The 22,569-nt window shown below is 53.5% G+C and carries 23 protein-coding genes and 1 other RNA gene; 9 read left to right on the forward strand and 15 right to left on the reverse strand.

What is annotated here, in order from left to right:
• Window positions 1-91 precede the first annotated feature (91 nt).
• Entirely contained in the window at window positions 92-919 is an 828-nt protein-coding gene (locus HV213_RS21975; RefSeq protein WP_181483295.1) for a nickel/cobalt efflux protein RcnA, read from the forward strand.
• A gap of 46 nt (window positions 920-965) precedes the next feature.
• Here the strand turns inward: HV213_RS21975 and HV213_RS21980 are convergent, their stop codons facing one another.
• Window positions 966-1,319, reverse strand: coding sequence for a DUF1428 domain-containing protein (locus HV213_RS21980; protein WP_181483296.1), 354 nt, complete (start codon window positions 1,317-1,319; stop codon window positions 966-968).
• Window positions 1,320-1,411: 92 nt separating this feature from the next.
• Window positions 1,412-2,026, reverse strand: a complete 615-nt coding sequence (gene yczE, locus HV213_RS21985; protein WP_181483297.1) for a membrane protein YczE — start codon at window positions 2,024-2,026, stop codon at window positions 1,412-1,414.
• An 87-nt stretch (window positions 2,027-2,113) separates the two neighbouring features.
• Between yczE and yczR the strand changes: the two genes are divergently transcribed.
• Window positions 2,114-3,541 carry a MocR-like transcription factor YczR gene (gene yczR, locus HV213_RS21990; RefSeq protein WP_181483298.1) on the forward strand — a complete coding sequence of 476 codons (1,428 nt, stop codon included), beginning with the start codon at window positions 2,114-2,116 and terminating at the stop codon, window positions 3,539-3,541.
• A gap of 133 nt (window positions 3,542-3,674) precedes the next feature.
• Here yczR and HV213_RS21995 read toward each other — a convergent pair whose 3' ends face one another.
• The 3 genes from HV213_RS21995 to ffs form a co-directional block, all read right to left on the reverse strand.
• Window positions 3,675-3,890 (reverse strand): hypothetical protein, encoded by a 216-nt coding sequence (locus HV213_RS21995; protein WP_110273724.1) that lies wholly within the window; start codon window positions 3,888-3,890, stop codon window positions 3,675-3,677.
• Window positions 3,887-4,144 carry a hypothetical protein gene (locus tag HV213_RS22000; RefSeq protein ID WP_181483299.1) on the reverse strand — a complete coding sequence of 86 codons (258 nt, stop codon included), beginning with the start codon at window positions 4,142-4,144 and terminating at the stop codon, window positions 3,887-3,889. The genes HV213_RS21995 and HV213_RS22000 overlap by 4 nt, the downstream gene beginning before the upstream one ends.
• A gap of 443 nt (window positions 4,145-4,587) precedes the next feature.
• Window positions 4,588-4,684: signal recognition particle sRNA small type (gene ffs / locus HV213_RS22005), an RNA gene on the reverse strand.
• A gap of 264 nt (window positions 4,685-4,948) precedes the next feature.
• Here ffs and HV213_RS22010 point away from each other — a divergent pair.
• Both HV213_RS22010 and HV213_RS22015 read left to right on the forward strand, forming a co-directional pair.
• Complete coding sequence (locus HV213_RS22010) at window positions 4,949-5,356, forward strand: dTDP-glucose pyrophosphorylase (protein ID WP_181483300.1); 408 nt, start codon at window positions 4,949-4,951, stop codon at window positions 5,354-5,356.
• A gap of 65 nt (window positions 5,357-5,421) precedes the next feature.
• Window positions 5,422-5,733: an MGMT family protein gene (locus tag HV213_RS22015; RefSeq protein WP_181483301.1), complete on the forward strand. Its 312-nt coding sequence runs from the start codon at window positions 5,422-5,424 to the stop codon at window positions 5,731-5,733.
• A gap of 38 nt (window positions 5,734-5,771) precedes the next feature.
• Here HV213_RS22015 and HV213_RS22020 read toward each other — a convergent pair whose 3' ends face one another.
• On the reverse strand, window positions 5,772-6,281 hold the full coding sequence (locus HV213_RS22020; protein ID WP_181483302.1) for a YbaY family lipoprotein: 510 nt from the start codon (window positions 6,279-6,281) through the stop codon (window positions 5,772-5,774).
• Between the two features lie 220 nt (window positions 6,282-6,501).
• Between HV213_RS22020 and tesB the strand changes: the two genes are divergently transcribed.
• Window positions 6,502-7,365 (forward strand): acyl-CoA thioesterase II, encoded by an 864-nt coding sequence (gene tesB / locus HV213_RS22025; protein WP_181483303.1) that lies wholly within the window; start codon window positions 6,502-6,504, stop codon window positions 7,363-7,365.
• Between the two features lie 55 nt (window positions 7,366-7,420).
• Here tesB and amtB read toward each other — a convergent pair whose 3' ends face one another.
• From amtB to HV213_RS22050, 5 genes are all read right to left on the reverse strand, one after another.
• Complete coding sequence (gene amtB / locus HV213_RS22030; protein WP_167492815.1) at window positions 7,421-8,707, reverse strand: ammonium transporter AmtB; 1,287 nt, start codon at window positions 8,705-8,707, stop codon at window positions 7,421-7,423.
• A 33-nt stretch (window positions 8,708-8,740) separates the two neighbouring features.
• Window positions 8,741-9,079: a P-II family nitrogen regulator gene (gene glnK / locus HV213_RS22035; RefSeq protein WP_004099573.1), complete on the reverse strand. Its 339-nt coding sequence runs from the start codon at window positions 9,077-9,079 to the stop codon at window positions 8,741-8,743.
• A 243-nt stretch (window positions 9,080-9,322) separates the two neighbouring features.
• Window positions 9,323-11,101: a SmdB family multidrug efflux ABC transporter permease/ATP-binding protein gene (locus tag HV213_RS22040; protein WP_181483304.1), complete on the reverse strand. Its 1,779-nt coding sequence runs from the start codon at window positions 11,099-11,101 to the stop codon at window positions 9,323-9,325.
• Window positions 11,094-12,866 (reverse strand): SmdA family multidrug ABC transporter permease/ATP-binding protein, encoded by a 1,773-nt coding sequence (locus HV213_RS22045; protein WP_181483305.1) that lies wholly within the window; start codon window positions 12,864-12,866, stop codon window positions 11,094-11,096. Before HV213_RS22045 ends, HV213_RS22040 begins: the two co-directional genes overlap by 8 nt.
• A gap of 42 nt (window positions 12,867-12,908) precedes the next feature.
• A complete protein-coding gene (locus tag HV213_RS22050) occupies window positions 12,909-13,367 on the reverse strand; it encodes an Lrp/AsnC family transcriptional regulator (protein WP_110273733.1) in 459 nt (152 codons plus the stop codon).
• Window positions 13,368-13,482: 115 nt separating this feature from the next.
• Between HV213_RS22050 and HV213_RS22055 the strand changes: the two genes are divergently transcribed.
• Window positions 13,483-14,535, forward strand: a complete 1,053-nt coding sequence (locus tag HV213_RS22055; protein WP_181483306.1) for a PLP-dependent cysteine synthase family protein — start codon at window positions 13,483-13,485, stop codon at window positions 14,533-14,535.
• A gap of 46 nt (window positions 14,536-14,581) precedes the next feature.
• Here HV213_RS22055 and cof read toward each other — a convergent pair whose 3' ends face one another.
• Complete coding sequence (gene cof / locus HV213_RS22060; RefSeq protein WP_181483307.1) at window positions 14,582-15,400, reverse strand: HMP-PP phosphatase; 819 nt, start codon at window positions 15,398-15,400, stop codon at window positions 14,582-14,584.
• A 252-nt stretch (window positions 15,401-15,652) separates the two neighbouring features.
• On the opposite strand from cof, the gene HV213_RS22065 reads away from it, so the two are divergent.
• The 3 genes from HV213_RS22065 to HV213_RS22075 all read left to right on the forward strand — a co-directional run bounded on the left by HV213_RS22065 (window position 15,653) and on the right by HV213_RS22075 (window position 19,445).
• Entirely contained in the window at window positions 15,653-17,353 is a 1,701-nt protein-coding gene (locus tag HV213_RS22065; RefSeq protein ID WP_181483308.1) for an SgrR family transcriptional regulator, read from the forward strand.
• 66 nt (window positions 17,354-17,419) lie between these two features.
• Window positions 17,420-18,115, forward strand: a complete 696-nt coding sequence (gene queC / locus HV213_RS22070) for a 7-cyano-7-deazaguanine synthase QueC (RefSeq protein ID WP_181483309.1) — start codon at window positions 17,420-17,422, stop codon at window positions 18,113-18,115.
• 172 nt (window positions 18,116-18,287) lie between these two features.
• Window positions 18,288-19,445: an integrase core domain-containing protein gene (locus tag HV213_RS22075; RefSeq protein ID WP_181482744.1), complete on the forward strand. Its 1,158-nt coding sequence runs from the start codon at window positions 18,288-18,290 to the stop codon at window positions 19,443-19,445.
• Window positions 19,446-19,530: 85 nt separating this feature from the next.
• On the opposite strand, the gene HV213_RS22080 is transcribed toward HV213_RS22075, so the two are convergent.
• The 3 genes from HV213_RS22080 to ppiD form a co-directional block, all read right to left on the reverse strand.
• Entirely contained in the window at window positions 19,531-19,932 is a 402-nt protein-coding gene (locus HV213_RS22080; RefSeq protein ID WP_142512190.1) for a YbgC/FadM family acyl-CoA thioesterase, read from the reverse strand.
• 109 nt (window positions 19,933-20,041) lie between these two features.
• On the reverse strand, window positions 20,042-20,413 hold the full coding sequence (locus HV213_RS22085; protein ID WP_181483310.1) for a helix-hairpin-helix domain-containing protein: 372 nt from the start codon (window positions 20,411-20,413) through the stop codon (window positions 20,042-20,044).
• 148 nt (window positions 20,414-20,561) lie between these two features.
• Entirely contained in the window at window positions 20,562-22,436 is a 1,875-nt protein-coding gene (gene ppiD, locus HV213_RS22090) for a peptidylprolyl isomerase (RefSeq protein WP_181483311.1), read from the reverse strand.
• Window positions 22,437-22,569 lie beyond the last annotated feature (133 nt).

The following is a 22,569-nucleotide window of genomic DNA, read 5'->3' on the forward strand; positions in this document are numbered from 1 at the left end:
GCTCTACTCCCCCGGAGTATTTTTCTACTGGGGGGTAGTATTTATTTACTGGGGGGGAGTAGCATACGATCACTTTTAGCGGGGGCTGGTTATGAACGATTTCACTTCACTTTTGCAGCAAGGCAATGCCTGGTTATTTATACCCAGCGCCATTCTGCTCGGCGCACTGCACGGCCTCGAGCCGGGGCACTCTAAAACAATGATGGCGGCATTTATTGTGGCGGTGCGTGGCACGTTGAAGCAGGCGGTACTGCTGGGGCTAGCTGCGACTATATCGCATACGGCGGTCGTCTGGTTGGTGGCGATGGCGGGTTTATGGTTTGGTCGCGGCTGGGACGCGCAGACATCAGAACCCTGGTTTCAGCTGATTTCAGGGATCCTTATCGTACTGATCGCCTGCTGGATGCTGTGGCGAACCTGGCGCGAATCTCGCCCGCATGAACATGAACATGAACATGAACATGAACATGAACATCATCATGATCACCACCATCCACATGAATACAACTCTCCCCCTCATCAAGGTCCGCTGGTTGCCTCCGACTGGCAGGACGCGCACCAGCGAGCGCATGCAGAAGAGATCAATCGTCGCTTTAACGGACAACAAGTCACCACCGGACAAATCATGTTATTCGGGCTAACGGGTGGTTTAATCCCCTGTCCGGCATCAATTACCGTATTGCTCATTTGCCTGCAGTTGAAAAAATTCTCACTGGGAGCGACGCTGGTATTGGGGTTTAGCGTGGGACTGGCGCTTACCTTAGTCACCTCTGGCGCGATTGCGGCTTTAAGCGTGAAACACGTCGCCAACCGCTGGCCAGGGCTAAACAATCTGTCGCGAAAAGCACCGTGGATTTCCGGCACGCTGATTATCGTGGTGGGTTTCTATATGATGCTGCATGGCTGGAGCAGTTTGTAACGAAGCTATTGCCATCCCCACTGGGAGCGGGGATGGCAGAGATGAATTACTCATCCAGTAGCGGTACGAAACCGCCGAAAATCATTCGTTTACCGTCAAATGGCATATTATCGCCGAACTCTTTCATCCGCGGATCGGCCATCATTTTGGCGTTGGCGGCATCCCTGGCTTCTTTCGAAGCATATTCAATCCAGCTAAACACCACCTCTTCATCATCTTCAGCTTTCACTGCCATACGGAAGTCGGTCAACTTTCCATCGGGGACATCATCCGCCCAACACTCCACCACGCGCAGCGCGCCAAACTCTTTAAAGAGTGGCGCGGCCTTTGCTGCCATTTCGCGGTATGCCTCCTTATTTTCCGCCGGTACGGCAACAACAAAACCATCAACGTACTTCATGAGTTAATTCTCCGAAGTGAACAGCACAGCCGGAGAACCCGGCTATATCTGAATTGATAAGTTTAGTATCTGCTCTTGATGACGGCTTAAAATCAGGAAATAACCTCACTGCGTTTTGCCGACGCTTTGCGCGTAATTGACTGACGAAACCACGGCAAGCACAGCTGAATCAGTGGCCCAATCGTTAGCGCATAAAGTACGGTACCTACGCCAAATTTACCGCCTAACAGCCAGCCAATCAGCAGAACCGATACTTCAATCGCCGTACGAATGCCGCGCAACGACCACCCTGTACGTGCATGCAGGTCAGTCATCAGACCATCGCGAGGACCCGGGCCGAAACCGGCACCAATATACATGCCAGTTGCCAGTGCATTCAGCACGATAGCCCCCACCAGCAGGAGGCTGCTCGACACGAGCGATTCGATAGGCGGCAATACTGCCAGAGTGGCATTTGCTGCCAGCCCTAACACAACCACATTACTCACTGTACCCAGACCCGGCATTTGCCGTAGCGGGATCCACAATAGCAGCACCGCCGCGCCGGTCAGGATCATCACCGTGCCGAAATCCAGACTGAATTGTTTGCCAATCCCCAGATGAAAAACATCCCACGGATCGGCCCCGAGATTGGCATGAACAAATAGCGCGGTCGATACGCCGTACAGGACCAGACCGATGTAAAGTTGCAGTAAGCGACGTACCATTTTTCACCTCAGAGTCATTGCGATTTCCGCTATCATCAGTAAAAATGGATTGATAATTAATGGCCAGTTTTTAAAAAGTGGATTGCTATGTCATCTCGTCGCTTTGGTTCACAATCGCTGGTACGCCTGCTCGGTAACTGGCAAGAATCCACCTCCCGTACGCCGCTCTGGCGTCAGTTAGCTGAAGCTCTACGCCTGCTAATCCTCGATGGTCGCCTGGCTTTGGAAACCCGGCTACCCGGCGAACGTGAACTGGCAGCCGCTCTGAATATCAGCCGCACTACGGTTGCCAGCGCGCTCGGGCAACTGCGAGAGGAGGGCTATCTCTACAGTCGCCAGGGCAGCGGATCGCGGATCGCTCTGCCGGAACGCCCGGTAAATATGGCAGCCAAAACGCCGGATCCGTTGTCAGTCAATCTGGCCGTTGCTGCGCTCAGCGCTGGACCTGAGATCCATCAAGCCTACAGTCAGGCTCTCAAGATCATGCCTCAGCATTTATCCAATACCGGTTACGATCAGCAAGGCCTGCAGCTTCTTCGCGAAGCGATCGCCCACCGCTATAGCGAGCGCGGCCTGCCGACGCGCAGTGATGAAGTGATGATCGTCAATGGAGCGCTAAGCGGATTTGCTCTGGTGCTGCGTTTATTAACCGGGCCAGGCGATCGCGTGGTGGTAGATGCGCCGACTTACCCCATGGCGATCAGCGCAATTCAGGGAGCATCGTGCCGCCCGGTTGGCGTCGCGTTACCAGCGCAGGGATGGGATTGCGACGGTCTGGCAGCGACAATCGCGCAAACGGCCCCGCGACTGGCCTGGCTGATGCCCGACTTTCATAACCCCACTGGTCGTTGTATGGATAGCGCCACGCGCCAGCGGGTTGCCGATATCGCAGCGCAAACCCGCACCACTCTGGTGGTCGATGAGACGATGGTCGATTTATGGTACGACGCCCCACCACCGCCTCCATTAGCGACGTTTAATCCGGACGCGCCGGTAATCACTATCGGCTCCGCGGGGAAAAGTTTTTGGGGAGGGTTGCGCATAGGCTGGATCCGCGCGTCTTCGCGAACCATTGCATCGCTGGTCCAGGCACGCGACTCCCTCGATCTGGGCTCTCCGCTGCTGGAACAACTGGCCTGCTGTTGGTTACTGGAAAATGAAAAAACGCTGTTACCATCACGCCGGACGATGCTGGCCGCCCGCAGGGACATGTGCGGCGAACTGATGGCTGAGTTTTTCCCGCATTGGCGTTTTACGTTGCCCGAGGGGGGGCTCTCTTTTTGGGTGGAATTACCAGGAATGCTGGCGACACTGTTTTCGGTGCGGGCAGAAAGTCGCGGGATTCATATCGGAACAGGAACGCGTTTCGGTCTGGCAGGCGCATTTGACCGTTATTTACGTTTGCCCTTCACGCTGTCTGATGAGGAACTACGCAACGCCTTTAATACGCTGCAGCCGCTATGGCATAGCCTTACGGAACAGAAGGATAATTTTCGCCTGCGGAAAATCATATAATAAAATATCGACGGGCTGGAGCCAGCCCGTCAAAAACCATCATCCATGATGCATATGAGATGTTTTTATAAAATTGCCATTCAATCTTGTCATTACGACATGTCAGTCCGATGACAAAAATGAAATAATTTCATCAATGCTGGCGCGGAATCGCAAAACCTTTTAGCGATATAATAAAACCATCTTCATCTTTTTTAATTTTTGCACCGGTATCACACCAATCGGATGCAATGCGAAAAAACTCATCGCTACCAATATTCCAGTTCAGACGTACATGCTTAACATAGCCGGATCGTAGCATGTCGCAGGCTTCGCTATAGTTGCTGGCTGTAGAGAGTTGTTGTTTCATTTTCTCTTCTTCAGAATTTTACGTAACGCTTTGATTTCTTTAGGGGTTAATGGAGACGTTTCCTCTTCGGTATGCTGGCTATCGATATCTTCCTCCGAAACCCCCGCCTCGTCTGCTGAATCCACTACCTGAAAAGCTAGCAACAGCAGTTTCTCCGTCGTTGTCCCTAAATTCTCGTTATTTTCTTCCGCATACTGACGCAGTTTTTCTTTTAACTCGCTATCAATTTTTACGTTCAGAACCACAGTGGTCATAATCACGCTTCCCGTGAAATAAAATTATCATATAATTAATACACGAAGTTAACATGCTGATCCAGAGATATATCTCCAGCTTATACCCTTAATAATTCTAGTTGCTTAAAGGCGGCAAGGGAGTGAGTCCCCAGGAGCATAGATAACTATGTGACTGGGGTGAGCGAGCGTAGCCAACACATAAGCAACTTGAAGTATGACGGGTATATATCTAACAACATTTTCCCATAACTAATTTGCACGCCATATATGACACGAAAATGACATTAATATTTCAGTTAAATTTCAATTTTATGACACAATGATTTTCTGGCATAAGAACCAAGCATTTTAGGAATAAAATAAAATACACAAAATAACTGTGGATATTAAATATTGAGAGAGGGAAAAGTCACAACTTTACTGTGGGATAGAAAATTTTGAGACCCAGAAATGGGTGGGGGCCCTGCCAGCTACATCCCGGCACACACGTCGTCTGCTCTGGCTGCTTCCTTCCGGATCTGACCTGGTAAACAGAGTAGCGTTGCGGGAGAACCAACAGAGCCCCCATTGAGAGCGCTAGTTACCTAACGCGCTGGCGCATTATCCCTGCTGAGCTAGTGAATTGCAAGCTGCCGCCGATCGGCTGCTGATTTATTGCGCAAAGCCAGCAAATGAGTATCACAGGATACTTCTCGATACACTCCAGCGAGGTGAAATCAAGAGATTGCGAGCGTACTCTCAGCACAATTTCCCGTCGTCATTCATAATACCAGACATGCTTTGTATCCTTTTTAATCAATACGTTATCCCAATGGTACCTGAATGAGTGAATTACCGCGTTTAATCACCACCCTGGCAATGCCCCCTATCGACGAAGTCACCGTTCCTTTCCATGGTTTAAACTTCCTGCGCCCAGAGCTGATGCTGGATTTCATCACGATTAGCGATGCCCAACTGCTGGCTGTGACGTCGGTTGCGCTGCTTTACTCCAGCGTCGGCGTGCTCCAGCACGTTGAACTGCGCAAGTTGCCCATCGAAGTTAGCGGCCGCGTGGTGTACCCGATATCAACGCTTAAGCTCCCGGCAATGCGGGCTAAACTTATCATTAACGCTCAGTCCAAACGCCTGAAGTTTCTTGAAAGCCTGCTGAGCAATACCCCGAACGAAAATATCCATGGTATGCAGATCCTTGGCCTGGCACTGGAATTTACCGTTGCAAAATCGGCTTGAGTCGTCATCTGTACAGTCTGCCGTCCAACGCTTATCCTGAACGTTTTCCGGCAACAGGACGTACCATGGATTCTCACGATACCTTTCCACAGCGGGTCTGGCAGATAATCGCCTCTATACCGGAAGGCTACGTTGCCACCTATGGCGACATCGCCCATCTGGCAGGCTCGCCGCGCGCTGCACGCCAGGTCGGGGGAGTGTTAAAGCGTCTACCGGAAGGCTCTACTCTCCCCTGGCATCGAGTGGTCAACCGCCGCGGGGACATCTCTCTGACGGGTCCCGATCTGCAACGTCAACGACAGGCGCTACTGGCGGAAGGCGTGCAGGTTTCCGGTAGCGGTCATATTGACCTGCAGCATTACCGTTGGATTTATTAGAGGCAAAAAAAGGCCCCTGAACAGGGGCGCTGATGATTTTATTGCGCGACAGGGGCAGCGTTGGCTACCGGAACAGCCGTCTGCTGGACCGGCACCAGTAACAGATCGGCACGATTGCCCCCCTGGTTTATCACCGTTTGCACGGTATCAGTGATAAACATCAACTGGCCATTCACGGTAATTGCTGAACTTAACAAAATGCGTGCGTTAGGCTTAATGTCTGCCTGGTTGTAAGGCAAAACAAAGTTAAACGGCGCCTGCTTCCCTTCCGTCCTTACCGCTTTTTGCGCCAACACGTGCGCTGGAGCATCAGCCAGAGACGCATCTGACAAGGTAACGGTCAATACTGCATCCGGCGGCAACGCCACGCGCTGTCTAATATTGATTGTCCCGGAAACGTTAGGCTGCTGCTGCGAGGAGCTCAGTGAGGCAATGCCATAAGGATCGGGCGCTGCCGTTTGATTTGCTGCATTGCCGTTGTGATTATTCGCACAGGCGGTCAACGTAGCCGCTACGGCTAAGGCACTTAACATATAGGCAAATTTCATTATGTTCTCCTTTTCATCCCTACTGTAACAGGAGTACATCCTGCCAGAATCAGGGACAGGACATTAGTATCGTGAATAAGTGTGGCACAGATCTCAGATCTCTTCCTGGAAAGGAGCTCATATTCAGATTATTACACCCATCGGACCACTTGCGATTCCAGGTTATACTTTGCCTCAATTACGCGCTGCACAAGGCAGTTATCATTGATTGAGGGTCACTATGAGTCAGGCACTATCCAATCTGCTGGCATTGTTAAATCTGGAAAAAATTGAAGAAGGGCTATTCCGCGGGCAGAGCGAAGATCTGGGATTACGCCAGGTTTTTGGTGGCCAGGTGGTTGGCCAGGCATTGTATGCGGCAAAAGAGACAGTCCCCACTGAACGCCTGATTCACTCATTTCATAGCTATTTTCTGCGGCCCGGCGATAGCCAGAAACCGATAATCTATGATGTGGAAGTCCTGCGTGATGGCAATAGCTTCAGCGCCCGGCGAGTCGCGGCCATTCAGAACGGTAAGCCGATTTTCTACATGACAGCCTCTTTCCAGGCCCCGGAGTCTGGCTACGAACATCAGAAACCGATGCCGTCAGCTCCTGCGCCGGACGACCTCCCCTCTGAAACAGATATTGCCCGCAAGCTGTCCCATTTACTGCCGCCGCAGGTTAAAGATAAGTTTCTCTGCGATAAACCACTGGAGATTCGTCCGGCTGAATTCCATAACCCGCTGAAAGGCCACGTTGCACAACCAACGCGTCAGGTGTGGATCCGCGCTAACGGCGCAGTACCGGAGGATCTCCGTATTCATCAGTATTTACTGGGCTATGCTTCAGACTTCAACTTCCTGCCAGTAGCTCTGCAGCCGCACGGCGTGGGATTTCTTGAGCCGGGAATGCAGGTTGCTACTATCGATCATTCAATGTGGTTCCATCGTCCGTTCAATATTAACGAATGGTTGCTTTATAGCGTTGAAAGCACATCGGCCTCCAGCGCTCGCGGTTTTGTACGCGGGGAGTTCTATACCCAGGACGGCACTCTGGTGGCTTCGACGGTACAGGAAGGGGTCATGCGCAACCGCAACGCGTAAAAAACAGAGCCTCCCCTAAGGGAGGCTATGTTGCTTCAGGAGATAACGCTATTTATCAGGCGTTGTAGGCGTTCTCGCCGTGGCTGTTCACATCCAGACCTTCGCGTTCCTGATCTTCCGGTACGCGCAGGCCAACGGTCATATCAGCAACTTTGTAGCCAATGAACGCGACGATGCCGGACCAGACGATGGTGATGGCGATACTTTCCAACTGTACCAGAACCTGATGGCCCATGGTCACGCCTTCTGCGTAACCGACGCCGCCCAGAGAGGTTGCGGCAAAGATGCCGGTCAGGATACAGCCGACGATACCGCAGACACCGTGAACGCCGAACACATCGCACGGGTCATCAACACGCAACCAGCGTTTCAGTACGGTGACGCCCCACAGGCCCGCCAGGCCCGCCGCGATACCGACAATCAGAGAACCACCGACACCGATATAGCCACATGCTGGTGTAACCCCAACCAGTCCTGCGATCGCCCCGGAACATGCGCCCAGCAGAGATGGCTTACCGCGGGTAACCCATTCACCGAAGGTCCACGCCAGGATAGCCGCCGCAGTCGCCACCACGGTGTTGACAAAAGCCAGGCCCGCAATTTCGTTCGCCGCGCCAGCAGAACCGGCGTTGAAGCCAAACCAACCAACGTAGAGGATCGCGGTACCGGTGAAGACCATCGGCAGGTTATGCGGCTTGAACGCTTCTTTGCCGAAGCCAACGCGTTTGCCCATCATGTAAGCACCCACCAACCCGGCGACGGCGGCGTTGATATGTACAACGGTACCACCCGCGAAGTCCAGCGCACCGTGCGTTGCGAGCAGACCACCGCCCCAGACCATATGCGCAATCGGCACATAGGAGAGCGTCATCCACACCACCACGAAAATCAATACCGCAGAGAAACGGATCCGTTCCGCCAGCGCGCCAACAATCAGGCCGACGGTGATACAGGCAAAAGAGCCCTGGAAAGCAACGTGAATATATTGATAGAAGCTGCCCATCAGCGCTTTGAGTTCAATATTCTTCAGCATGACCCAGTCAAAACTACCGAAGAAGCTGCCGCCAGTGCCGAAAGCTAATGTATATCCGTAAACCACCCACAGCACACAGACCAGCGCAAAAGTCACAATAACCTGAGTCAGCATGGAGAGAACGTTTTTACCGCGGATCAGGCCGCCGTAGAACAGCGCGATGCCCGGAATAGTCATAAACAGCACCAGTGCGGTGCAAATCATCATAAAGGCGTTGTCGGCTTTATCTGCTACTGCCGGAGCGGCCATTGCCAACCCCGGAAGAAGCGCCAGCGCTCCCAGACCTGTTTTCATTGTTGCTATCTTCATTGTTTCGTTCCCCATCACTGTGTGGTCTGAAAGTTACAGTGCCGCTTCGTCAGATTCGCCGGTACGGATGCGAATGACGCGCTGCAACTCGGCGACAAAGATTTTGCCGTCGCCAATTTTTCCGGTATAAGCCGCTTTACTAATGACATCGACGACTTCATCGAGCTGATCGTCGGCAATGGCCACGTCAATCTTCACCTTCGGTAAAAAATTGACGCTGTATTCAGCTCCGCGATAAAGTTCCGCATGGCCTTTCTGACGGCCGAACCCTTTTACTTCAGTGACCGTCAGGCCCTGAATTCCCATCGAAGATAATGCTTCACGCACGTCTTCCAGTTTGAATGGTTTGATTACCACGGTAACCAGCTTCATAAGTCCCCTCCAGTCAGAATTCGGTAATGGCCACGGCTAACACATAGGGAATAAAGCAAGGGCTATGCCAGAAATGAAAAAGGACCGCAAAGCGGCCCTTCTGGAGGGAGAAAGAAAAGAAATCGCTTGAAACGAAGCGGAAAAACGCCATGACCGCCTAAAAATGCACCATTTCAGTGCGTGATATGTGACGTTTTTGCACCACCGCAAACCGCCAAACCCGCGCTGCCTGCTCATGGTGCATCAGGCAATAAGCGACTCTTCCTGCGCGCTGGCCGCCAGCTCTTCGCCAGCCAGCTGCAGCTGGTACATCTGCCAGTAACGACCTTTTGCCGCCAGCAGCTGTTGATGATTCCCGCGCTCTACGGCCTGGCCGCGATGCAGCACCAGGATAGTATTGGCCTCAACGATGGTCGATAAACGGTGGGCGATAACGACAAGCGTAGTGTGCTCGCGAACCCGCGCCAGGGCCTGCTGGATCGCCTGCTCAGTACCTGAGTCGATATTGGCCGTTGCTTCATCAAGGATCAGCACCTGCGGGGTATCAACCAGCACCCGTGCCAGCGCCAGCAGTTGCTTCTGACCAACGGAGAGATTGTTCCCCTGCTCGCCCAGTTGCGTATAAATCCCGTCTTCCATTTCGCGGGCCAGCTCTGCCAACTGCACCGCTTCCAGCGCCTCCCAAACCTGCTCTTCGCTGATGTCACGACCGAGGGTAACGTTGGCATAGAAGGTATCGGCCAGCACCACAGGGTCCTGCTGCACCATTGCAATCCCCTGACGCAGCGCGCTGTGGCTTAATGAAGAGAGCGGACGGCCATCGATACGAATTTCACCTTTGGTCAACGGGTAGTAGCCCATCATCAAGCTAGCAAGAGTGCTTTTGCCGCTACCAGTATGACCGACCAGCGCCACGAAGCTGCGGGACGGGATATCAAGATTGATATCCTGCAATACCAGACTGTCATCGCGGTAGGCAAAAGAGACATTATCGATACTGACTGCCCCGCTACGCAGTGGTTCGCTATCCTCTCCCCACGCCTGACGCGGCCTGTCCATCAGTTCGAAAACTCGCTCCCCCGCCACAACTGCCTGCTGTAGCATCGACTGTTGAGTTGTCAGTTCGATCAGCGGTTCGTTCAAACGGCCAAGGTAGCTAATAAAGGCGTAGAGGACCCCCACTTCGATGGTCCCTGTGCTGCTGAAGCCAAACAGCATCAGCAGGCCGCAGAGGATCAGTGAAGAGAACAGGCTCAGCAGCGGGCGTAACAGGAAACCGTCAAGGCGCAAAGTTTGCATCCGCGCCAGGTAGTGCGCATAGCTGGCCTCGCGCATCCGTTCGCCGAACCGCGCCTGCTGGCGGAACTGCTGAATGACGCCCATACCGTTAATCACTTCGTTGAAACCATCGTTGATATCCGCCAGCCAGGCGCGAACCCGTCTGACGATTGGCGTGCTGTAACGCTGATAAATCATCATCACGATCAACACCGCCGGGAAGATAGCGATCGCCACCAGCGCCATCCGCCAGTCAAGGCTGAACATCGCCACCAGCATCGCGCCAATCAGCGCGGCGCTGCGCAACACCGTTGCCACTACGGTCACGTACAGATCGCGGATCACCTCGGTATCGTTGGTGACTCGCGAAATAAGCTGCCCCACCGGTTGAGTATCAAACTCGCTGAGCGGCTGGCGCAGGGCGGCATCCATCACGTCACTACGCAGTTGCTGCACCACGCCAACCGCCGCGCGGTTAAACAGCAGCGACTGGCAGTAATGCAGGCCAGCAGCCAGAAGTTGCAAGCCAAGATAGGCCACCGCAAGACCGCTAACCAGCTTCAGCGGCAGCGAATTTTTCGCCACCATGTTGTCGATGAAATAGCTAATCAGCAGCGGACCACTGACCTCCGCCACCGCCGCCACCCACATAATGGCAACGGCAATCATCAGCTGTTTACGCCACGGGGAACCGTAGGCCAGCAGGCGTTTTAACGTCGGCCAGAGTTGAGTGAAACTACGCACCTGTGACCTCCTCGTGATCCTGCACAACATCATCCAGCGCCGCTTCGAGCTGCTGGTAGCGGTACATATCGCGATACCAGCCAGGCTGTGCGGCAAGGGCTTCGTGGCGACCACGCTGGGCCACGTGCCCATGCTGCATCACCAGAATCTCGCTGGCCTCAGTCAACGCCGATAAGCGATGGGCGCTGATGATCACCGTTCTCCCCTCACCCCACTGTCGCAGGTTATGCAAAATTTGATGCTCCGTACGGCCATCCACTGCCGACAGCGCATCATCAAGAATCAGGATCTCGGCTTCCAGCAGCAGCGCGCGGGCTATGGAAATGCGCTGCTTCTGCCCACCAGAAAGCATCACGCCGCGCTCACCAACTTCGGTGTTATATCCCTGCGGCAGGCGCAAAATATCTTCATGAACGCTGGCAAGCCGCGCAACGTGTTCAATTTGTTCCTGCGTAGCGTCCGGTCTACCCAGCGCAATATTGCTGGCAACGGTATCGGAAAATAAAAACGGCGTCTGATTCACCACCGCCAGCCGGGCGCGCCAGCTATCCAACTGGAGTCGGGTCAGAGGAACGTCATGGAAGCGGATATCACCATCGGTGACATCAAAATGGCGCTGAATCAACGCCAGAATGGTACTTTTACCGGCACCCGTCGGCCCACATATCCCCAGCATTTGACCAGGCTGTAGCGTAAAGTTGACCTTTTCCAGTGAGGATTTATGCGCCTGCGGATAGATAAATTCGCGAACGGCAACGTTGAGCGTACCGCGGCCTTCAGGTGCAGGTTCGCTTCCGTCTTTAACTACCGGGGCCTCTTCCAGCATGGTGCGAATGCGCGAATAGGCCGCACTCCCGCGCTCAACGATGTTAAACATCCACGCCAGCGCCAGCATCGGCCAAATCATCAGGCCAAGGTACATAATAAAGCTGGTAAGCTGACCCAGGGTCATGCTGCCTTGCAGCACCATCCAGCTACCGCCACCGATCGCCAGCAGGTTGGCGGTGCCAATCGCAATATAGATCGTCGGGTCAAAGCGGGCATCAATGCGCGCCACGCGCATATTTTTCGCCCCGGTATCCGCAGCATCGGCGGCGAACTGCGCCGATTGCCGATCTTCAAGGCCAAAGGCTTTGATCATACGGATGCTGGTGAGGCTCTCCTGAGTACGGTCGTTCAGGCTGGAGAATGCCGCCTGCGCTACGCGAAAGCGCTCATGTAGCGCATCACCGTTACGCTTAATTGCCAGAGCCATAATCGGCATCGGCAGCAGCGCCAGCAGAGTTAACTGCCAGCTGATTTGCGTGGACATCACAATCAGCACCGCGCAGCCCATCACCATGGAGTCAACTAACGTCAGCACCCCTTCGCCGGCGGCGAAAACTACCCGGTCAACGTCGTTAGTCGCCCGGGCAATCAGGTCCCCGGTGCGATGACGCAGGTAAAAAGCCGGATGCTGGCGGCTGAGCTGACGATAGAAATCTTCACGCAGCTCGACAGCCAGCTGATAGGAAGCACCGAACAGCAGCACGCGCCAGACGTAGCGCAGCAGGTAAACCATCACCGCAATGACCACCAGCAGGCCGATCCACATCCACACCTTTTCCGCGGTGTAATGTTGTTTCGTGACGCCATCCACCACGATGCCGACCACTTTCGGCGGCACCAGTTGCAGGATGGCTATGATGATCAGCAGAGCAATAGCGCCGAGGTAACGACGCCACTCCCGGCGGAAATACCAGCTAAGTTGAGCAAATAATCGCAAGCAGTTAAATCCCGAGTGTGTAATTCGTAGCGGCAGATGCCGTTAATCAATAGGCAAGGCTGTGGTGTATTTTATCTGTTCCATGGCGAAACTCGAAGTGACATCCGACAGGCCCGGCACGCTGTTAACCAGACGTTTATAAAAATTGTCATAGTTTTTCATGTCAGCGACCTGAACCCGCAGCAGGTAGTCATATTCCCCCGCCATACGCCAGAAGCCGAGGACCTCCGCCATTTGCGTGACCTCGCTGACAAAACGGCAGTACCAGTCGCTACTGTGGTGCTGAGTCTTAATCAGCACAAACGCCGTCAGCCCTAATCCGACCTTTTCAGCATCCAGCAAAGCGACTCGCCCGCGCAGAATTCCTTCGTCTTCCAGACGTTTCAGGCGTTTCCAGCAGGGCGTGGTTGTCAGATTAACGGCATCAGCCAACGCCTGCAAAGAGAGGGTACAGTCGGTTTGTAGTAGAGAAAGCAGCTTGCGGTCAATTTTATCTAACATTATGCGCCTCAGGAGAAAATTTTACTCCTTTTATTGTAATTGAAAGGCTAAATGGCAACAATTTTTCCTTCGATTTCCGTTAAGCTGGGCACAAAATGACAAACAGGAAATCAAGATGAACAGCGCCTGGATAAAACACGCGATTAGTGAAATTAATGCCGATTATCAGCGTTCCGCCGACACGCACCTTATTCGTCTGGCGCTGCCGGGATTCACCGGGATTCAAATCTACCTTAAAGATGAGAGTACTCATCCAACCGGTAGCCTGAAGCATCGTCTGGCGCGTTCGCTGTTTCTCTATGGGTTGTGCAACGGCTGGATTAAAGAAGGGACGACGATTATTGAGTCCTCTTCGGGTTCGACTGCCGTCTCGGAAGCTTACTTCGCTCGACTGCTGGGTCTGCCGTTTATTGCCGTTATGCCCTCATGCACCGCAAAGCGCAAAATTGAGCAAATTGAGTTCTACGGCGGCCGCTGCCATTTTGTCGATAGCGCCTGCGAAATCTATGCCGCGTCCGAAACGCTGGCTCGCGAGCTGAACGGTCATTATATGGATCAGTTTACCTTTGCCGAGCGCGCCACCGACTGGCGGGGCAACAATAATATCGCCGACAGCATCTTCCGCCAGATGACCCATGAACCGCACCCGCAGCCATCATATATCGTGATGAGCGCGGGCACCGGCGGTACCTCAGCCACCATTGGCCGCTATATTCGCAGCCAGGGTTACGATACCAGGCTGATGGTGGTTGACCCGCAAAACTCCGTATTCATGGATTACTGGCAAAGCCGCGATGCCAGCCTGCGCAGCCCGGTCGGTAGCAAAATTGAAGGTATTGGTCGCCCGCGCGTCGAACCTTCATTTATTCCCGATGTGGTCGACGAGATGCTGCGCGTGCCGGATGCCGCCAGCGTCGCCACCGCACTGTGGCTGGAAACGCTGCTCGGGCGTAAGGTTGGAGCGTCAACCGGCACCAATATGTGGGGCGTACTGCAACTGGCCGTACGTATGCGCGAAGAAGGCCGCACTGGCTCCATCGTCACGTTACTGTGCGACAGCGGCGAACGCTACCTGGAAAGCTATTACAACCCGCAGTGGGTAGCAGCCAATATCGGCGATATCGCCCCATGGCAGGCAAAAATCGCCGAGATGCTCCACGTAAAATAAAAAAAGCCAGATATCACAAGATATCTGGCTCGCTGGTAGGGTCTCTCTATTCGGGGGAATAAGGAAGATCAGGATTATCCAGCCAATGCGTCAAAAAATGGGAGACCGCCTGATGGCGGCAGTCGCCAATAATCGGTAGATGAGGTAACTGTGCTTTGAGTTGCGCCATGGCATTGCCCATAATCACGCCGCGCCCGACGCTGCCAAGCATTTCCCGGTCGTTCATAGCGTCACCAAACGCCATGCAGTCCTGCAACGTCAGGCCGAGATGCTGGCTCAGCACCGCCAGCGCAGAACCTTTGTTGCATCCCGTCGGCAGCACTTCCAGGCAATCCATTGCCGAAAAGCACAAATGCGCGCTAGCCCCCAGCGCTTCGTTCAGTTGGATCCGCAACCGACGCAGATCGTCATGATCGCCACAGAAGCAGATCTTGGTTACCTGATGCGCTGGCATGCGTTTCGGATCGCGAAGCTGATAATGGAAGCCGCTATAGACATGCGCCTTCAGCATTTCTGGGATTTCGCGCCCGGTAAACCAGCCATTGTCATTAAAGATATGCATGCTGGCCGTCGTTTCCCAGGCACTATGCAATACCTCTTCCGCCACTTCCGGGGCGAGATCGCGACGATGCAGCTCTTCCCCCTCCAGAGAGTGAATGCGCGTTCCGTTGCCAGTAATCAGAAACGCATCAAGCGAGAACTCACCAATAACATGGCGCATTTCCAGCGCATGGCGACCGGTAGCAAACGTCAGGGTGATATCACGATCGCGCAGGCGTTTGAGCGTCGAAAGCGTTCTTTCCCCCAGACGATGGTCCGGCATCAGTAACGTACCGTCCATATCAAATGCAGCCAGTCTTGCCATATTCTCTTCCCCGAAGCGTGATGGATTTTGCTTGTGTTGCAGTATTGCCTGAGATATACGGAAGTAATAGTGAATAGATGAATTTTATTGTTCCGGGTTTATACCCGTCATACTTCAAGTTGCTTATGTGTTGGCTACGCTCGCTCACCCCAGTCACATAGTTATCTATGCTCCCGGGGATTCACTCCCTTGCCGTCTTTAAGCAACTCGAATTATTTAGGGTATATAGACAAACATCAGGATAAAGCGAAGATGAGGCTATTAAACCGTCTAAATCAGTACCAGCGCCTCTGGCAACCCTCTCAGGGCGAGCCACAGCAGGTCACCGTTGGCGAACTGGCGGGACGCTGTTTTTGTAGCGAGCGCCATATTCGTACGCTGCTACGCCAGGCACAGGAGGCAGGATGGTTAAGCTGGCAAGCCAGCTCTGGTCGCGGAAAACGCGGGCAACTTCAGTTTTATAAAGCGCCGGAGACGCTACGCAATGAGATGATGGAGCAGGCGTTAAATAAAGGGCAGCAGCAGAATGCCCTTGAGCTGGCCCAGCTTGCACCGGTGGAACTCAAAGCGCTGCTCTATCCTTTTCTTGGGGGGCAATGGCAAAACAATACGCCCACGCTACGTATTCCTTACTATCGCCCGCTGGAACCTCTGCGCCCTGGTTTTCTACCCGGACGGGCTGAACAACATCTGGCAGGGCAGATTTTTTCTGGCCTGACCCGATTTGATGCACTAAGTACCGGTCCAATGGGAGATTTAGCGCACCATTGGGAAGTCTCGTCTGATGGCCTACGCTGGAATTTTTATATCCGTTCCACGCTATTCTGGCATAACGGCGATCCTGTTGAGACATCACAACTACGCCAGCAGCTACTCATGCTACTGGAACTCCCCGCGCTGCGAACGCTATTCGCCAGCATCAGCGAGATTAGCGTCACTCATGCCCAATGTCTGACAATCACCCTGCATCGGGCGGATTTTTGGCTACCGTTTCGCCTGGCGAGCTACTGCAGCGTGTTGGCGCATCCGGACAATCCGACCATTGGTAGCGGGCCCTTCCGCCTGAAGCTATTTAGCCCGGAGCTTATACGACTAGAAAATCATCCGCGTTATCACCTTAGCCATCCTTTGATTCAGGCCGTTGAGTTCTGGATCACTCCGCAGTTATTTGAGCGGGATCTGGGCACCAGCTGCCGTCATCCGGTGCAGATAACGATTGGCGACCCCGATGAGTTGGCCAATTTACGGCAGGTCAGCAATAGTATTAGCCTTGGTTTTTGCTATCTGACTCTGCGCCAGAGTCACCGCTTAAGCAAAGCGCAAGCTCAGCGGCTGGTGTCGTTAATTCATCATTCAACGCTACTGGAAACCCTCCCCCTGGACGAAGATCTGATCGCTCCCAGCAATGAGGTGCTGCCCGGCTGGTCTATTCCGCAAGGGCCGGAAAATCTTGATATATCGCTGCCAGAGAAACTCACCCTGCTCTATCACCTTCCCGTAGAACTTCATGCCATGGCAGAGCAGCTCAGGCAACGACTGGCGACATTAGGCTGCGAGTTAACAATTATTTTTCACGATGCTAAAAACTGGGATGGCTGCCAGCAGCTTGCGAAAGCGGACCTGATGATGGGCGATCGTCTGATAGGCGAAGCGCCTGAGTACACGCTGGAACAGTGGTTACGCTGCGACGCACTGTGGCCTAATTTGTTGACCGGGGCACAATATGCCCACTTACAGGCCACTCTCGATGCCGTGCAGGCGCTACCGGACGAACGCAGCCGCAACGAAGCGTTGCGCAATGTGTTTAACAACCTGATGGATGACGCCACCATGACGCCGCTATTTAATTATAATTATCGTATTAGCGCTCCGCCGGGCGTCAACGGCCTGCGTCTGAACGCTCGCGGCTGGTTTGATTTTGCCAGCGCCTGGCTCCCGGCATCAACGCCGTGACAGAGCTGGTCGCCACGCTCATCAGGCGCTACCATATCCCCTTTACATTGATAGTCAGGAATTACCATGAAACGCGCCGTAGTTGTCTTCAGTGGAGGACAGGATTCGACGACCTGCCTGGTGCAGGCTCTGCAACAGTATGATGAAGTGCATTGCGTCACGTTTGATTATGGCCAACGCCATCGCGCCGAGATTGATGTCGCTCGTGAACTGGCGATGAAACTGGGGGCGGTCGCTCATAAAGTGCTTGATGTCACCCTGCTTAACGAACTGGCGATCAGTAGTTTAACTCGCGATAGCATCCCGGTGCCGGATTATGAACCGGATGCCAACGGTATTCCCAATACCTTCGTGCCCGGACGCAACATTCTGTTTTTAACTCTGACGGCGATTTACGCATATCAGGTTAAGGCGGAAGCGATTATTACCGGCGTTTGCGAGACCGATTTTTCGGGCTACCCGGACTGCCGCGATGAGTTTGTAAAAGCGCTGCACCACGCGGTTAGCCTGGGAATGGCAAAGGAGATCCGCTTTGAGACGCCGCTGATGTGGCTGAATAAAGCCGAGACCTGGGCCCTGGCCGATTATTGGGGTCAGTTAGATCTGGTGCGCCAGGAAACCCTGACCTGCTATAACGGCATTAAAGGCGATGGCTGCGGACAATGCGCCGCCTGCCATCTTCGCGCTAACGGGCTGAATCAATATCAGGCTGATAAGCCGGGTATTATGGCGGTGATGAAGCGCAAAACCGGGCTGAAGTAATCAGCTATTTCCCCGGAGGCGGCGCTCGACGCGCCTTGTCCGGGCTACCGGCCTGCTGGCGACTGTGAACCCGTAGCCCGGTCAGCGCAGGGTATGAACCGGAAACATGGGTAACACTTTAGACCGGATACATGGGTAACAGTTATAACTGACATAGAAGAGGAGACTCACTATGCCCTGGACTGAGACCCGACCTATGCAACGTCTTGATTTTATCCGTGCCTGCCATGCAGGTACGGGCTCCTTCTCTGCTCTTTGCCGTCTTTTCGGCATCAGCCGAAAAACTGGCTATAAATGGCTTGAACGTTTTGACCCTTCTGACCTCTCATCTCTCTCTGACCGCTCACGCGCTCCCCACTCCCACTCCCGGACTGTTCCTGATGATATCGTCGGGCATCTGACTGCCCTGCGTCAAAAACACCCTGACTGGGGGCCTAAAAAACTGCGGATGTGGTTGCTCAATCACCATGTCGATTTTACCGTACCTGCTGCCAGCACTATCGGCGATATCCTCAAGCGTGAAGGCCTGGTCCCGGATAAAAAGAGAAAACGCAGAACACCGGGTAATCGCCAGCCCCTGACCCTCATCACTGAGAACAATCAGGTCTGGAGCGCTGATTTTAAAGGCAAGTTCAGGTTGCTGAGCAGAGAGTACTGCCATCCCTTCACTCTGACCGACAATCACAGCCGATATCTGCTGAGCTGCCGTGGAACATTCCGGGAGAGTGAATCCTTTGTCAGAGAGTGCCTGACTGATGCGTTCCTGGAATATGGCCTGCCGGAAGTCCTCAGAACTGATAACGGTCAACCCTTTGCGGGAACAGGTATAGCCGGATTAAGCCGTCTTGCCGTCTGGCTAATCAAGCTGGGCATCAGACCGGAACGTATCAGAAAGGGTCATCCGGAAGAAAATGGCCGCCATGAGCGAATGCATCGCTCCCTGAAAAGTGCGGTGAAATATGGCAACACCTTCATGACGATGGCAGAACAACAGCGGTGGTTCAGTGACTACCGGGAAGAGTTTAACCACGAGAGGCCGCATGAAGCCCTGGCAGGCGCAACGCCCGGAACGGTGTGGCAACCGTCGGGCCGACAATGGGATGGCAGTGTTCCGGAATATGTGTATCCGGCAGGAGGCACGGTCTACAGGGTGAAATCGAGGGGAACACTTTATATGGGTAAAAAGGGGGCGGTGTTCCTGAGTGAAGCGCTGACTGACGAGTACATTATGCTGAAAGAACAAGATGATGGCCTGGAAGCCATCATCTTTAATGGAATAACGCTTGCGTACTATGACCAAAAAAACCAGAGTGTGCTCCGGATAGACTAAAAAGTGTTACCTATGTTCCCGGTCTGATCTGTCACCTATGTATCCGGTCATACACAGCGCCACCGGGAAGAAAGCGGAAGCTATGTTAGCGTAAATTCATTTGATCGAGCTTTTCACGCAGTTCACCTTCAAGCGGCAGCGCTTTCTGCGTTTTTAAATCAATGCAAACAAAGGTGATGAGCGCGTCAGCGACCACTTCTCCGTTAGGGTTCAGAGTCACGACCTGGCTTAATGTCCCGCTTTTCCCATTCAACTGCTCCAGCTTGCTGGTGACAGTAAGAACATCACCCAATACCGCCGGTCGGCGATAGTTGATATTGATGTTCACCACCACGAAGGCGATGTTGTGCGCGGTCATCCAGTGAAAGGCAGCGCTATTTTCCAGCCCATCCCAGCGCGCCTCTTCGAGAAACTCCAGATAGCGTGCATTATTCACATGCTGGTAAACATCCAGATGATAGCCACGAACTTTGATTTGTGTCTGCATAGCGCAAATGCCTTACTTGAATTGTTATTTTGAGGTCAGAGGTCACACCACTTGCGTGACCTCTTCAGTCTGGCAAATATTTACGACTGTGCAAACTTCAACTGGAAATTTATAGCTTCAGATGAGACAGATTTCTCTCCACCAGCGAGTTGCCCATCCCCGGAACCAGTTTAAGATCGTCAACGGTTTTAAACGGCCCGTATTCCTCGCGATAGCTTACGATGGCCTGCGCTTTCTTGATGCCAACACCATTCAATGCCTGAGCCAGTTCTTCCGCGCTGGCGTTGTTAATACTCACCCTGGTCCCTTCACTGTCAGCCGCGTTTATCGCATCAGGGGCTTTCACCTGCGGCGTTTGCACACTCTCCTTACTCGTCGTCACCGACGCTTTACCACTCGAAGGCGCGGCTAAAACCACCTGACTCCCCGCCGCGCAAACCAGTACGGCGGCGGCAATAAGCGTTCTCATTCCTCGTTTCATGCTGTTATCTCCTTGTTTGTTGACAGCAAGGGCACGATAGCGAGTGGAGAAAAAGAGTACAAAAGGCAAAATGCAGAAATGGAAAAGGCCGCGAAAGCGGCCTTTGAGAATTACATCACGTTACTTGCTTTTGCGAAGCTACGCGAAATTATTGCTGCTGATCGATGATGTCACCGAGCTTAATTTTCGCTGCTTTACGCAGGTTACTCATCAGCGCTTCGAAAGCGATTTGAGCGTTATTCTGGGTGATCCCCTGAACCATCGCTTTTTTCTGCTCTTCCGGCATCGTGCCTGCTTTCACTTCGTCCAGCGCCAGCAGTACGACGTTGCCTTGCATATCAGAACTCACCCCGTAGCTCGGTTTGCCCGACTGCGGCAACGGCAGTGCAAATACTGCCTGGCTCAGCGCTTCCTGACCGGTGCGGGACAGCGTCTGCGGAGCGCCGAAGCTCAGGCCAGCGGCTTTCATCGCCTCATCGCCTTTGCCCTCTTTCAGCGCCGCCAGAAGCTTGTCGGCGTCCAGTTTAGCCTGCTGTTCCGCCTTGCTGTGCTTAACGATATCGCTGACCTGCGCTTTCACATCCGCCAGCGGTTTCACCGCTTCTGGTTTATGCTCGCTAATGCGCAGAACAAATGCACGATCGCCATCAACGGTGATGATGTCGGAGTTACTACCAGGAGTACCGCTTTCACCAACCAAACCACCGTTGAAGATAGCGTCAGAAACCGGTTTGAAGTTCAGCTCTTGCGGAAGGTTGTCACGACCAAACCAGCCTGTTTCAACGACTTTCAGTCCGGCAACCTGTGCGGCACCAGCCAAAGACTCGTTATCGTTGCTCGCCGCATCGCTCACTTTCTGCTGTAGCGCGTAGTAAGCGTCCAGTGCTTTTTCCTGTTTCACCTTCGCCGCGATATCAGCGCGCACGTCAGCCAGCGGTTTAACCTGTGCTGCCTGAACGTCATCAAGGCGCGCCACCAGGAAACCCACGGAAGATTTAATTACGCCAGACAGCTGACCTTTGTCTTTCAGGCCCGCATCTTTCAGCTCAGGCACGGTCGCTGCATCTTCCAGCCACCCCATATCGCCGCCGTTACGAGCAGAGATGATATCGGTGGACTTTTCTTTCGCCAGGGTGGCGAAATCAGCCCCCTTCTTCAGCTCATCAAGCACCGCCTGAGCATCCGCTTCAGTCTTGGTCTGAATGATGCTGTAGCGGTTACGCTGCGGCTGAGTGAACTGATCCTGATGCTGGTCGTACCATGACTGAATTTCTTCGTCAGAGACGTTTTCCTGCATGCTCGCGGCATCCATCTGGATGTAGCTTACGCGGAACTGTTCCGGCGACATAAAACGCGCCTGATTCTGCTGATAGTAAGCGTTGATTTCGTCGTCGGTTACGGACTGCTTCGCCGCCAGCGCGTTCACGTCGATGGTTGCTTCACGCACCACGCGCTGTTGGGAAACCAGTGCCGCCAGCTGATCGGACTCGCCCGGCAGCATAAAGTCGGTACCCGCTACAGCGGTAATCAGCTGCTGCGTGGTCAACTGGTTACGCAGCGCTTGCGCATACTGGTCCGTCGTCATACCCATCTGATTAACGATACGGCTGAAGCGCTCGTTATCAAATTTGCCATCAGCCTGGAAAGCCTGGGTCTGAAAGATAGCCTGCTTAACCTGGTCGTCACTGACATTGAGACCGAGTTCACGGGCATACTGATCGAGCAGCGCCTCGTCAATCAGACGGTTCAGCACCTGCTGACGCATGGTCTTCATGTAATTTTCATTGGCTGCCAGTTCAGAGAACTGATCGCCAAGCTGCTGCTGCATGCGATTACGCTCGCTGGCAACAGCATTTTCAAATTGGGCACGACCAATTTCCTGGTCATTGATTTTCGCGGCATAGTTGTTACCACCGCCAATCAGGTAACCACTCACCCCGGTCAAAATGAACGAGACAATAATGATACCGAAAATAATCTTGAGCACGACGCTATTGGCGGCCGTGCGTAGGTTGTCCATCATGGTGTAACAACGCTCCGCTGTAGATGACTTTTGCTCGCGCAGCATAACATGTGATGACTGCTGCGCGTGAGGACGTATTTTGACAACAAAACAGGGTGATTGTCAGCCCACAAGTGCGTATAAACTCACATTA

It is taken from the genome of Klebsiella sp. RHBSTW-00484, from assembly GCF_013705725.1.
In the GTDB taxonomy this organism is placed as follows: Bacteria; Pseudomonadota; Gammaproteobacteria; order Enterobacterales; family Enterobacteriaceae; genus Klebsiella.